This is a genomic window from Staphylococcus sp. GDX7P312P, assembly GCF_008385775.1.
Lineage (GTDB): Bacteria > Bacillota > Bacilli > Staphylococcales > Staphylococcaceae > Staphylococcus > Staphylococcus haemolyticus.
In genome coordinates this window covers 1-13,086 of record NZ_VUKI01000060.1, presented here as the reverse complement: position 1 = coordinate 13,086, position 13,086 = coordinate 1, and the positions used below count along the sequence as shown (strand labels likewise).

The following is a 13,086-nucleotide window of genomic DNA, read 5'->3' as shown; positions in this document are numbered from 1 at the left end:
ATATGAGGATCATCGATCCTAGATATTGACCTATATAAATATCCCTATATTCTTTTCTAGTCTTTGCTCTAGCAAAAAATATTAATAAAATCACTAATAAATCTACCGCAGTTGCAATATAAAGTATTGCCGCAGTTATAATAGTCTGAACCATAGAGCACCTCATTCAAATATACATTTGAATGAATTGTATCATATATTGCATATCTTATGAATAATAAATATTAGAACCGAAAAGTGACACTTTAACTGATAGTAAGGGGCTGTGTATATACGAGTGATTTATAGATTCTTTGAGAATACGACTTAAAGCGATTTTAATTTGTCAGTTCATTGCATTTTGTTTTTTTAACAATTTCAATAATAAGAAGCACCTTATAGAACCCTCCTCATATTTGTCTTACAGGCCACATTATTACATTAATGGTACAATGCCACATAATAATTATATGAAAATATAATTATTTTATTTATTCTTATACTCATACACGCAAATTAACTTATGCTTTTCTTAATTTAGAAGCTTATCACTATAGAAAAATTGAAAAGTAAATGTCTGATATGAGCTTATTTAAACAAAGAGCACATAAGCGTTGTCAAGAGAATCATTTGATATACGTCGATTTTAAGTGTAAATATTAAAAAATCGCCTGGAACAAAAGTAATGTTCCAGGCGTGGCTATGATAAGTCTTATAATAGTTTCGCAAGTGCGACCATGACAAATTGTAATGGTAAACGAATGACATGCTGCTTAACACTATCTGTTCTATCTCTTTCATCTTTATAAGAGATGTTCTTACGTGCAGCGTAAATATTTGCAGGAAATACGAGCCAAAGGAATCCTTGTACTACTTTTCTTACGCGTGATCTATTTTTAGCACCGAGTACATAAAAAACAATTATAAATTCTAATATGCCCGAACACTTAACTATTGCGTGTTTGAAAGGTAAATAGAACGGCACGATTTTTAAAAACATATCTTTATTTTTAAAGTGTGAAACACCACTTTTATAAAACAGTAAACTAAATATGAATCTTACGATGATATTTTTCATAGTCTTCTCTATTCTTCAGCGACTTTGACAACTTGTTTACCAAAATTCTCTCCTGTGAATAACTTTCTAAATGCAGAAGGTAAATTGTCAAAACCTTCATCTATCGTCACTTCAAATTTAATTTTACCTTCAGACACCCATTGTGCGAGTTGTTCGCTTGCTTCTTTAAAATGATCAGCGAATTGTGCTACTACAAAACCTTGCATCAATGCTTGATTTTTAATCAACGTTCCTTGGATACGTGGTCCAATATCGTCTTTTTCATTATTATATGCTGAAATTGCACCACATACCGGAACGCGTGCAAATCGATTTAAGTATTTAAACACTTCATCAGAAATTGCGCCGCCAACATTTTCAAAATACACATCAATACCATCTGGTACAGCCGCTTCGAGTTGCTGTGCGAAATCATCTTGTTTATAGTCAATGGCCGCATCAAATCCTAATTCATCTGTTAAATATGTTGTTTTCTGCTTACCACCAGCAATACCGACAACTTTTGCGCCTTTAATCTTAGCAATTTGTCCTACGACAGAGCCTACTGCACCTGATGCAGCTGACACGACAACCGTCTCGCCAGATTGTGGCTGACCAATTTGAAGCAACCCTGTATAGGCTGTCATTCCCGGCATGCCTAAAACACTCAAATATAAATGTAATGGTCCATCTTTTGATGGCACAGGGGTCACATCGTCTCCATTCACTGTATTTATCTTTTTCCATGGTAATATGCCTGTGACATAATCGCCGACAGATAGACGTTCATCGTTCGATTGTGTGACTTTTCCAACAATATGACCTTGTAATGGCTCATTCACTTGGAAAGGTTGAACATAACTTTTTGTATCATTCATTCTGCCTCTCATGTAAGGATCTACAGATACATAAATGGATTCTACTTGAACCTCACCTGCATGTGGTTCTCGAGTTTCTATTGTTTCAAATCTAAATACATCGTCTTGAGGGATACTTTGTGGTCGTTTTGCAAGTACAACTTGTTGATTATTCATTTATTATTCCTCCAGATATTTAGTCGTTGCGTCTGATAATGACAAATCACCATTGATGATTTGGAATTCGTGACCTTGTAATACTTCATCAGTTAATACAGAAACAAGCACTTCTGCTACATCTTCTCTTGTAATAGACGGATTTTGTACATTTTCAAATTGCGTACTCATATTGAATTGTTGCGTTTCATGTTCGTTTGTTAAAGCGCCTGGATGCACGATGGTATATTTTAAATTTGCATGTCTTAAGTAGTCATCCGCATAATGTTTAGCAATGGTATATGGTTTCAAGTCGCCTGACGCATCAAAAGCTTCTCGACGTGAGTCGTACGTTGATACCATAACAAAGTGTTGACGACCGACGTGTTCACTTGCTTTAATTGCTTTCACTGCACCGTCTAAATCTACTATAATTGTTTGATCGTCACCTGTGCTCCCACCAGAACCGACGGAAAAAAGGATTTGATCATACGGTTTAAATAATTCTATTAATTCATCAATAGATTGTTTTGCAACATCAATGTAAGTTGCATCAATACCATCTGCTTTTAAAACTTCAACTTGTTCTTCTTTTCTAACACCGGCAGTAAAATCAACATCTCGTGCTTTCAGTTTACTTACAAGATGTTGACCAACGCCACCATTAGCACCAATAATTAATGATTTCATGTGTATCGCTCCTTTATGAAATTATTGATTAGCTAAGATTTTTAAAGCATGTTCAGCAACAGCATGTCCTGATTGAGGATTTTGACCAGTCACAATGCGACCATCTACGACTGCGAAATTGCTCCAGTCATCCTCTTTTTTAAAATGTGCACCGTTACTAATAAATTCGTCTTCTAATAAATATGGCATGTATTCAGTTGTACCATTTGCTTGTTCTTCACTATTTGTAAAACCAGTCACGTCTTTATCACGAACGAGGTAATCGCCATTTTCTTTAATGTCTAGTAGACCAGCCGCACCATGACATACAGAAGAGAGAACGCCTTGGTTATTGTAAATACTTAACGCAATGTCGTTAAGTTCTTTGTTATTTCTAAAATCCCAAATCGCACCATGTCCACCTGCAAAGTAAATGGCTTGATAGTCGCTAGGATTAACCTCTTTTGGAGATAATGTTTGTCCAAATTTATTCATATAATCATGATCCGTGTAGTATTCCCAGTCCTCGGCTCCCATCATTTCAGGGCTAAGACTGATAGGATCAAGAGGAACATACCCACCGTTCGGACTTACAAAATCAACATCATAACCTGCGTCATAGAAATCTTTCGCAAAGTGCGTAACCTCTGAGAACCACGCACCTGTAGGTCTTTCTAAATTATCGTATTTCGCAATGTTTGTTACAACAATTAAAGCTTTTTTCATTGTCTTTCCTCCTCATTCATGTTTATATAGAATACGATATCAGTTAAACCTTGGTTTAAGAGAAAGGATATGCTTACATGAAACAATATTACATTGAATATGTCTCAGATTATTGCAATATACCTAAAAGCAAACTGCGTTATTACGAGAAAAAGAATATCTTGAAACACATCGACAGAGATAGCAATAACAAGCGTTTATACACAGACGACGATATCGAAATGATTAAATTTATCCAGTGCCTAAGCAATTTGAATATGCCATTAAAAAAAATCCGAAAAAACACAGACATGCTTTATCAAAACCAAATAGATGTCCCAAGCGTGTTACGCGCACACCTAGAATTCTTGAATGAACAACGGAATTTGATCAGTACACATATCGACTTAATTGAACAAGAATTACAAACTGCCATGACTGAGTAACGAGGGAAAAGTGAGTGTGTGAATTAAAAGAACGATGAGAAGAGTATGGAGGGATAGTTAATGAATAAGCATAAGGAAATTTTAGATTTTAAAGATGAAGTGTGTAGGTAAAGGCGATAGGTGGATAGGCAAAGCTGGAATGAATTTTTCTTCATCTAAATAAGTTTCAATAAGTTCAGCATAGACTGTCTTTTTTTGCTTTTTCTACTAAGTGATAAGTTGCCATTAACATTTCTAAAAATGTTGGGAATGACGTTTCCCTTTGTTGCATATGATCTAAATAACTGGATACGATCTGAATGCCAAATTTATAATATTTCTCTTGTGGGTCAATTTGTATCAATTCATTTGTACAATATCCTAACCAGTGATCATGATATTTCCAGTATTTTTTCTCTATAAACATTTCAAATAACATTTTGACATTATTCAACAATTACATTCTTAGCTATCCCACAAACATTTTTTAAATATATAAAATTTTTGTTTTTCCCTATATAATGTGCTTTAGCTTTATCATTTGTTACTAAAGATGACTCATTACTAAAGTTAAAGATATCTATCTGTATGCTATTCTTTACAAAGTCCTCACTTAATTCCTATGAATATTTAGTGCTATCAAACAAAAATAGTAGGGTGTTTGAAATTCTTTTATGCTCTTCAGCTTTACCGTTATAATACATATTCGTCAAAAATGTAAGTATGGAAATCACCAAAGAAAATCCTGACATATACTTTGTTGATTCTGGCTTAATAAGCATGAAAACTATTAATAAGATAAAAATATAATGACTTGGGTATTTTATTATCAAACATAGCCCTTCATTTTTTACATACTTTACACGATTTAATGTATACATTAGTAAGAGAATTAACCCATTCTTATGAAGTTAAATTAGAATTAGGTTTTAAAAAAGAACTAGTAGCCAAATTAAAGTCTTCTGACAATGAAACTTTTAACAAATTAGGGAATATACTTAATAAAAACAGTCCTATTCGTACCGTAAAGTATAGAGATGAATATACTCATAACATAACTCGAAACTGATTAAATAGCCATCCGAGAAAGATGAGCATGAAATTGCTTTTTTTAAAGCTAATAAACCAATGATCAATGATATTGAGAAAGCTATAAAAGACATAGAGTCTGATTTAAAAAAACTGCAAAAAAGACTAAGCATATTAAAACAACACTTGCTATCTTATAATATTTATACCATTCAAAATTATTAACAGTTTATAGAAATGGATGATTAGTATGATAAAAAACAAATGGAAAATAGAATTATGGTTTCAGAAATTTAACTATTTTATACATAAAATCAGCAATGAGTTTGTGCCAGAAAGCATCATATTTGATAAAAATAACTTAATTAAAGGAAGATCATTACCTAATGAGACAGTTTATATTAGCTACTTTATAAATCAATCAGATCAAATATTTGAACAACATACAGTGAAATCAGATTCAAACGGCATCTTTACTGACAATGTCCCAAACATATATCAATCGGAAATTTTCAAAAATGATAAATTATCATTTTTTATAGATAGTCAAAGTAAAATTGATATTGATGATATATCACAAGAAATCATTGAAGAAGGTTCTTCCGTTCTTCTATTCTTAGATTTAAAAACAATAGAATCATACTTTGATGAATTCTTACTTGCCATTTCTGACGAAACAGAATTTGCTAAACAAACTGCTGAAAATGTAAGAAGACAAATAATGAGTGAGATAAATCTTAAAAAATGGGATATTCAAATTAAAATGAATAAAAACAAAGATAAATTAAATTCATCTTCAGAATTCAACAAACTTAAAAATGAAATTATAAAGAACCATCAAGACTTAACTGCAGAATCATATAATGACATTTTAATAAGTGATTTCTTAACTAAATATATTGTATATAAAGAAAAGCAGGACTCCTATCTGGAAAAAGGCATATTAAGTCAAAATAAGTCAAACTATTTTATAAAATTAATTAATAAAAACTTAATTAAACAACGAAAAAGCGACTCCCAATATTTTGACATTGCAAATAGTATTAAACCGTCAACTCATAAAAATGATTCTTTAGAACAATCTGACAATATCGATCAATTCAGACAAGCTGCTATTGGTGTTTCACTTTATCTATACGATAAAAATGACCCTTACTTTAAATTTATTCGCAGTATTGCAAATGAAAGCTTGCGCAGAAAAACAATAACTGTTGATGACATTATACAGTCAAAAGAAAAAATTGATGAATTCATGGAGGAGGAAAATCTAATCAGTTATAATGAACTCTATTATAAGACAACTATTGAAGATACATTTCATTTTACCCTATTTACTGCTATTTCAGATTTATTAGACGAACTAGTTCAAACTGTAAGTACCATAATGCAAAAAGCAACAGAGCAAGACATACTAGTATCTTTACATATAATAAGTAATCTTAAACAGGACTTAAAAAGTTGGATTGAAAAATACAATCAAAAATCACAACATATAGAAAATTTAATTAATGGCTATGCTAGAAATTCAAATCTAAAATCGGTAATTGCTGAAACCATTCAAATGAATCGCAAGCTAACTTCAACTATTGAAAGTGAACTACTTTCAACACTTGCTGACTATGACATAAGAACATTTTATAATAGATATGGTTTGACCTCTAATCCTAACGATTTTCGTGATACATTAATGACTCAACTTATTAGTAAATTTTATGAATCACGTTTTAAAAACAGTAAAAAGCATAGAAATATTTATTTTTAATAAATTAATTGCCTATCGAATACATGTATTCGATAGGTATTTTTTCTTTTAAATCCCTTTATATCAATGTCCTAAAATTCCCCTGGAAAATTTGAAACTAAGCCTACTTGTGAGGGATTAGTATGTAATTACATCAAATTTGATGATTTTAATTATTAGGAGGAATTTTATATGAGCAAAAAAAGTTATTGCTTTCTTTTGTTAAAAAGACGCGCTTGTGGTGTTGCTTTTAATTTAGCAATTGGTAAAGATTTTACGTTTAACGATTTAAATTTGGCGTCCAACGTTACATGTTCAACTGACGTACAACAAGATGTTGGTCGCTGGTTTGCATACTTTGTAAAGAACACGCCAAGTGTTCCATTTGTCATTATTGGTAAGAATAGCAACGGGAACTTAGTGTATCGTAAAACAGGACCAAATCCAATGCGTCACAAAAGTAACTGGAAAGGCGGTAACAACTAATGACTAACAACATATTCAAGCAATATCCATACTGGTTAGATTCAACTGCATGGTATGAACTTATTCGAGCAAAAAACAAAAATGACGAAGATAAGATAATTCGTTTATCTAGTCCAATCATCATAGAAAACAAATTTCTCGACCCTACTACAGGGGTTGAGAAATTGACTATCACGGATGGCAAAAATATTGAACGTATTGAAACGTCAGATATTCTAACGACACAAAAGTTACCTAGACTGGTTATGTTTGGGTTCAGCATCAATGAAAAGTACATTAAATCGCTAGGTAATGCACTACAATTAATGCGTCAATCACTTCCCATTTCTACATTGTATACAGGTGTAGGTGTCTTAAGTACTGATGAAGGTACTGTCATTTCATTAGATGAACCATATCTTTCAAAAGACATCGAGCAGTCTCAGGCTGATGAAATCATTTGTGAAACAAAGTATGACTTACAACCTAAAGGTACATTTGAAGGCTGGTGGCAAATGTATCTTGATGAAGTAAAAGGAAACTTGTTACTGGAGCTTGCTGTGATATTTGGTGTTTCTTCATTAGTGACTGCGTTCTTAAAAACAAAGCATGAAGTCGAATATTTTGGCACGATATTTTCATTTATGGGGAACTCTAGTACGGGCAAATCGACTGCAGCGGCATTAGCAGTCTCAATTGCAGGTAATCCATCTAAAGGTGACCAAACATTATTCAGAGGTTGGAACGGCACCCGTAATGCAATTGAAGGATACTTAAGTAACAATTTTGGTGTTCCTATTGCTTTAGACGAATTATCAGCAGCTACCTTTAAAGATACAAATGGTCTACTTTATTCCCTAGCAGAGGGGCAAGGTCGTCTACGTGCTAATCGAGAAGGAAATGTAAAAAATCCTCACCACTTTGGATCTAGTGTGATTAGTACAGCAGAACACACAATATTCAAAGATGCTAGTGCAAATGATGGTTTGAGAGCAAGATGCATCGAAATATCTGAAGCCTTTACGACAAGCGCTGACAATGCGGACGCCATTAAAAAAGGAACATCAAAAAACTATGGACACGTAATGCCGTTAGTAGCTGAATATCTTCTAAATCGTGAATCTGAAGTAATCAAGTGGTTTCATAGAGAACACGATTGGTTCAAAACTCAGCTTAACAGTGAAACAAACAATGTAGGTATTCGAATGTTCAAACGCTATGCAACAATAACGACATCAGCAAGAATATTAGAACGTGTAATTGCAACCCCTATCGATTTGGTCGCAGTTAGAGAGTACTTAGTTAGTTATCATGTAGATTCCGTAAGTGAACGCAATTTGGCGGCCAAAGCGATTGATAGTGTGGTTCAGTTCGTGGCACGCAATCGTAGTAAGTTTGCGGAAAATGAAAAACTCTCCACAATGATTGAAAATTATGGCCTTATTGAGCTGAAAGACGATCACATTCAAGTCAAGATACTTAAAGATGTTTTTAAACATATGTTAGAAGAGAATCAATACCAAGATGTAAATATTGTAATTGATGCTTTACGAGACAAAGGTTATATCCATTCAGATCGGAACCGTAAAACAACAAAACGTAGCGTTCCAGATTCTAATGGCAATAAGAAGACTATTGTCTTTTACCATCTTAAGCTAGATATGACTTATGCTTCAATGTTTGGTTTGAGTTCTAAAACAGAACCTAGTATACCACCACCATTCGTTGATAATACAAATAAAAATTTGCTTAATGACTTTGTTAATCAAGCCAGAGAAAAAGAAGCAAGTGACGATTTAGAACTATAAATTTGAATGTTATACCGCTACAACGCTATAAACGCGTTGTAGCTCATTAAATCAATCGGAGGAAAAAATTATGAACGTAATTGCATTAACACATAATATTACAGATGAAAGATCTGAATTTTTAGAAAACACGCCTATTGATGACATTAAAACTTTCTGTAAGTCAAATGGTTATAAAATTACAAAAGCTTATGACAACGATAACCAATTAATAAATGACATTAAACTTAAAAACATCAAACCTAAACGTATTGTCTTTTGGGGCACCTATGAAGATTACTCTGAATTGGACAGACTCTGCTCAAAGCTAAATATCGAATTCATTACAATATTTCCGATGTTGGTATAACACTTTTACTACTATCAAAGTCAATTGGGAGGAATAATATGGACGAATTAATCACATTACTCGCTGATTTAGTGATTGAAGAAATTAACCACGCTGATGACTAATAATAACGCCCAACACCAGCCAGGTGTTGGGCTTATCTATAAATTCGTTCATAAATATATATTATCACTTTGGAAGGAGGAAATAAGATGAAACAAGCAATTGGTTACTTACGTCAAAGTACACTCAAACAACAATCTCTAGCAGCACAGAAACAGACCATCAAAGCACTAGCCGAAAAACACAGTATTCAACACATTACCTTTTATAGCGATAAGCAATCAGGACGCACTGATAAGCGAAATGGTTACCAACAAGTTACTGAACTGATTCAACAAGGACAATGTAACGTATTATGTTGCTATCGTCTGAATCGACTTCATCGTAACCTAAAAAATGCATTAAAACTCATGAAATTGTGTCAAAAGTATCATGTTCATATCTTAAGCGTTCATGATGGCTACTTCGACATGGATAAAGCATTCGATCGGCTCAAACTCAATATTTTCATCAGCTTGGCCGAACTCGAATCAGATAATATTGGCGAACAAGTAAAAAATGGAATCAAAGAAAAAGCGAAACAAGGTAAACTCATCACGACCCATGCACCCTTTGGCTATCACTATCATAATGGGACATTCACAATAAACAAGTCAGAAGCACCAACCGTAAAAGCTGTATTCAGTTACTATCTTCAAGGATATGGCTATAAAAAAATTGCGCAATACTTAGAAGCTAATGAGAAATTTATCAATCGTAAACCCTATCAAGTACGTAATATTATCATGAACTCTAATTATTGTGGTCGAGTCATTAATCAATACGGACAATATGACAACATGTTCTCTTCTATTGTTTCGACTAATATATATGAACAAGCTCAAGCGATACGTTCACAAAAGCAACTCAAACGGACATCTTCAGCTAATCAACTCAAACAAAAAATCAAATGTCCGTGTTGTAGCTCAACACTTACAAATATGACCATTAGAAAAAAGCACCATACATTACGTTATTATGTCTGTCCTCAAAATTTGAATGCACCTCGTTTTGTCTGTGAATTCAAGGGCATCAACGCACAAGCATTAGAAGCGAGTGTCTTATCTACATGTAAAGACTTCTTTCAAAATCAACATCTGTATTCAAAAATCAACCATACAATTCAACAACGACTCAAAAAACAAAAAGACATAGAAGCTAAAAGTACAGTCACGCAAGAACAACTGATAGAAAAATTAGCCCAAGGCAAAATTGATGCAGAAACATTCAGAGAACAAACGCAATCATTTCTACAACAGTCAAAACCTATAACATCAATCCATACGCATCAAATTCAAAAAGCTTTACAAAATGTCATGCAACAACGTTTCACATTAAACATATTGTACCCTTACATTGATGAAATTCATATTACCAAAAATAAAACACTTACGGGTATCTATTTCAAAAACGAGCCCTTAAACATCGTCAATCAAAAAACGCAATCATCGATTGCTTAATCAGAAAGGATGAAAAAATATGAATGAAATGAAGAAGAAGAGAATCGGAGCGTACATTCGCGTGTCCACAGAGAGACAAGTAGAGGGTTATAGCATAGAGGGACAAATTACACAAATAGAGCAATATTGCCAATTTAATGGCTATGAACTTGTTGATATATATGCAGATCGGGGTATATCAGGAAAATCTATGAACCGTCCTGAATTACAGCGCATGTTAAATGATGCTAAAAATGGAAAATTAGACTGTGTTATGGTTTATAAAACAAATCGTTTGGCACGTAATACTTCCGATTTACTTACAATCGTCGAAGAACTTCATCGCCAAAATGTTGAATTTTTTAGCTTGTCTGAACGCATGGAAGTCAAAAATTCAACAGGCAAGTTAATGCTTCAGATACTTGCAAGTTTTTCCGAATTTGAAAGAAATACAATTTTAGAGAATATTTACACCGGGCAACATCAAAGAGCTTTAGAGGGCTATTATCAAGGCAATCTTCCATTAGGATATAATAACATACCTGATAATAAAAAAGAATTAATGATTAATCAACATGAAGCTAACATCGTTAAATATATCTTTGAATCTTATGCCAAAGGTCATGGTTATCGTAAAATAGCCAATGCACTCAATCATAAAGGTTATGTCACTAAGAAAGGTAATCCATTTAGTATTTCAGCTGTTACTTATATTCTCTCAAACCCATTCTATATTGGTAAAATTCAATTCGCGAAATACAAAGATTGGAATGATAAACGACGTAAAGGATTAAACGATAAGCCAGTAATCGCTGAAGGTAAACACACGCCTATTATTAGTCAATCATTATGGGATAAAGTGCAAGCACGTAAGAAACAAGTAAGTGAAAAACCACAAGTCCATGGTAAAGGAACCAATATTTTAACTGGATTAATTTCGTGTCCCCAATGTTCTGCACCTATGGCTGCGAGTAACACCACAAACACACTTAAAGATGGCACTAAAAAACGTATTCGTTACTATTCGTGTAGTAATTTTCGAAATAAAGGCTCAAAGGTATGTTCTGCGAATAGTGTTAGAGCCGATGTCATTGAAAAATATGTTATGGACCAAATACTTGAAATTGTCAAAAGTGATAAAGTTCTCAAACAAGTTGTCGAACATGTCAATCAAGAGAATCAAGTCGATGTAGCTGCACTTAACCATGATATTGCTTATAAACAACAACAATTTGATGAAATTAGCACTAAACTTAAAAATCTAATTCAAACCATCGAAGACAATCCAGACTTAACATCTGCACTCAAACCAACCATTCATCAATATGAAACACAACTGAATGATATCACAAACCAAATTAATCAACTCAAGCACCAACAAAATCAAGAGAAACCATTTTATGATACTAAACAAATCGCTGCTTTATTACAACGAATATTTCAAAATATAGAATCCATGGATAAATCACAGCTCAAAGCTTTGTACCTAACGGTTATTGACCGTATTGACATTCGTAAAGATAAGAATCATAAAAAGCAATTCTTTGTTACACTAAAACTTAATAATGAAATTATTAAACAACTTTTCAATAATAATAATCTAGACGAAGTGCTTCTCAGCACTTCGTCTTTATTTTTGCCACAAACCCTATATCTTACTATTTAGCTAATAGAACTATTGTTTGACAATAATCTTTCCTATCTTCTTTCACTTATTTTATCTAACCATTTTTAGAATTCTCTTTATCAATTTCAATAACACTTATCTAATGAGATATCTAATTGACATCATCTATCTACTACTACACGAAGCTTATATTGAAATTGCTAAAGAACATCCCACGATGATTTTTTACCGGGAAAGGAATGGGATTTGCAGATTCGAAGAAGCAGAAGGATTGTGCAAGCACAATACCAAAATCCCGTTATTCTTTATAAATAAATAATATATATAAGGAAGCAGAGACCCAATCCTATCATCAATACTTATAAATAATGAGTTGATTGTTCGTCAAAATGAGTGGGATTCCGGGATTTCCTTGTTACACCAACGTTTGTAGCGGGTTTTTATATGGAATTTTCTCTTATTCCCACCGGGATTCGTAATAAATGACAAATCAAATATATATTATCCCAATGATGTATATCAACTACATCACTATCACACTATCTAGGAGGCAATGATATGAAAACAACCACTCAAGAACTCAAACAATATATAACTCGTCTATTCCAACTATCTAACAACGAAACATGGGAATGTGAAGCGTTAGAAGAAGCAGCAGAAAATATACTTCCTACTCGCTTTGTAGACCATACCCCACTT

13 protein-coding genes and 1 pseudogene are annotated in these 13,086 nt (G+C 33.1%); 8 read left to right on the top strand and 6 right to left on the bottom strand.

Annotated elements, in window-relative coordinates; translation table 11 throughout:
* From F1592_RS13090 to F1592_RS13070, 5 genes are all read right to left on the bottom strand, one after another.
* Positions 1-154, bottom strand: a 154-nt coding sequence (locus F1592_RS13090; protein WP_223197249.1) for a cadmium resistance transporter, incomplete at its 3' end; no start/stop codon positions are given.
* A 537-nt stretch (positions 155-691) separates the two neighbouring features.
* Positions 692-1,057: a DoxX family protein gene (locus F1592_RS13085; RefSeq protein WP_149809699.1), complete on the bottom strand. Its 366-nt coding sequence runs from the start codon at positions 1,055-1,057 to the stop codon at positions 692-694.
* Between the two features lie 8 nt (positions 1,058-1,065).
* Complete coding sequence (locus tag F1592_RS13080; RefSeq protein WP_149809698.1) at positions 1,066-2,070, bottom strand: NADP-dependent oxidoreductase; 1,005 nt, start codon at positions 2,068-2,070, stop codon at positions 1,066-1,068.
* 3 nt (positions 2,071-2,073) lie between these two features.
* Complete coding sequence (locus F1592_RS13075; RefSeq protein WP_149809697.1) at positions 2,074-2,739, bottom strand: SDR family oxidoreductase; 666 nt, start codon at positions 2,737-2,739, stop codon at positions 2,074-2,076.
* 21 nt (positions 2,740-2,760) lie between these two features.
* On the bottom strand, positions 2,761-3,444 hold the full coding sequence (locus F1592_RS13070; protein WP_149809696.1) for a type 1 glutamine amidotransferase domain-containing protein: 684 nt from the start codon (positions 3,442-3,444) through the stop codon (positions 2,761-2,763).
* Positions 3,445-3,521: 77 nt separating this feature from the next.
* Here F1592_RS13070 and F1592_RS13065 point away from each other — a divergent pair, with 77 nt between their 5' ends.
* Entirely contained in the window at positions 3,522-3,869 is a 348-nt protein-coding gene (locus F1592_RS13065) for a MerR family transcriptional regulator (protein ID WP_149809695.1), read from the top strand.
* Positions 3,870-3,998: 129 nt separating this feature from the next.
* On the opposite strand, the pseudogene F1592_RS13060 reads toward F1592_RS13065, so the two are convergent.
* Positions 3,999-4,302: pseudogene (locus F1592_RS13060) on the bottom strand (poly(glycerol-phosphate) alpha-glucosyltransferase); the annotation flags it as partial.
* Between the two features lie 825 nt (positions 4,303-5,127).
* Between F1592_RS13060 and F1592_RS13050 the strand changes: the two are divergent.
* From F1592_RS13050 to F1592_RS13020, 7 genes are all read left to right on the top strand, one after another.
* Complete coding sequence (locus tag F1592_RS13050) at positions 5,128-6,639, top strand: hypothetical protein (RefSeq protein WP_149809694.1); 1,512 nt, start codon at positions 5,128-5,130, stop codon at positions 6,637-6,639.
* Positions 6,640-6,810: 171 nt separating this feature from the next.
* A complete protein-coding gene (gene ssb / locus F1592_RS13045) occupies positions 6,811-7,104 on the top strand; it encodes a cassette chromosome ssDNA-binding protein (RefSeq protein ID WP_037576829.1) in 294 nt (97 codons plus the stop codon).
* A complete protein-coding gene (gene cch1, locus F1592_RS13040; RefSeq protein ID WP_149809693.1) occupies positions 7,104-8,891 on the top strand; it encodes a cassette chromosome replicative helicase in 1,788 nt (595 codons plus the stop codon). The genes ssb and cch1 overlap by 1 nt, the downstream gene beginning before the upstream one ends.
* Before the next feature lie 70 nt (positions 8,892-8,961).
* On the top strand, positions 8,962-9,240 hold the full coding sequence (locus tag F1592_RS13035; protein WP_031903869.1) for a hypothetical protein: 279 nt from the start codon (positions 8,962-8,964) through the stop codon (positions 9,238-9,240).
* A gap of 191 nt (positions 9,241-9,431) precedes the next feature.
* Positions 9,432-10,781 (top strand): cassette chromosome recombinase CcrA, encoded by a 1,350-nt coding sequence (gene ccrA / locus F1592_RS13030; RefSeq protein ID WP_070678277.1) that lies wholly within the window; start codon positions 9,432-9,434, stop codon positions 10,779-10,781.
* A gap of 19 nt (positions 10,782-10,800) precedes the next feature.
* Positions 10,801-12,426: a cassette chromosome recombinase CcrB gene (ccrB, locus tag F1592_RS13025; RefSeq protein WP_149809692.1), complete on the top strand. Its 1,626-nt coding sequence runs from the start codon at positions 10,801-10,803 to the stop codon at positions 12,424-12,426.
* A gap of 519 nt (positions 12,427-12,945) precedes the next feature.
* Positions 12,946-13,086 (top strand): SAUGI family uracil-DNA glycosylase inhibitor (locus F1592_RS13020; RefSeq protein ID WP_262926632.1); only part of this gene is annotated, 141 nt, incomplete at its 3' end.

Excerpts from the sequence above, each read along its gene's own strand:
- ssb (WP_037576829.1), top strand. The coding sequence starts at position 6,811 with ATGAGCAAAAAAAGTTATTGCTTTCTTTTGTTAAAAAGACGCGCTTGT.
- ccrB (WP_149809692.1), top strand. The coding sequence starts at position 10,801 with ATGAATGAAATGAAGAAGAAGAGAATCGGAGCGTACATTCGCGTGTCC.
- F1592_RS13035 (WP_031903869.1), top strand. The coding sequence starts at position 8,962 with ATGAACGTAATTGCATTAACACATAATATTACAGATGAAAGATCTGAA.
- F1592_RS13080 (WP_149809698.1), bottom strand. The coding sequence starts at position 2,070 with ATGAATAATCAACAAGTTGTACTTGCAAAACGACCACAAAGTATCCCT.
- F1592_RS13070 (WP_149809696.1), bottom strand. The coding sequence starts at position 3,444 with ATGAAAAAAGCTTTAATTGTTGTAACAAACATTGCGAAATACGATAAT.
- F1592_RS13065 (WP_149809695.1), top strand. The coding sequence starts at position 3,522 with ATGAAACAATATTACATTGAATATGTCTCAGATTATTGCAATATACCT.
- F1592_RS13050 (WP_149809694.1), top strand. The coding sequence starts at position 5,128 with ATGATAAAAAACAAATGGAAAATAGAATTATGGTTTCAGAAATTTAAC.
- F1592_RS13085 (WP_149809699.1), bottom strand. The coding sequence starts at position 1,057 with ATGAAAAATATCATCGTAAGATTCATATTTAGTTTACTGTTTTATAAA.
- ccrA (WP_070678277.1), top strand. The coding sequence starts at position 9,432 with ATGAAACAAGCAATTGGTTACTTACGTCAAAGTACACTCAAACAACAA.
- cch1 (WP_149809693.1), top strand. The coding sequence starts at position 7,104 with ATGACTAACAACATATTCAAGCAATATCCATACTGGTTAGATTCAACT.
- F1592_RS13075 (WP_149809697.1), bottom strand. The coding sequence starts at position 2,739 with ATGAAATCATTAATTATTGGTGCTAATGGTGGCGTTGGTCAACATCTT.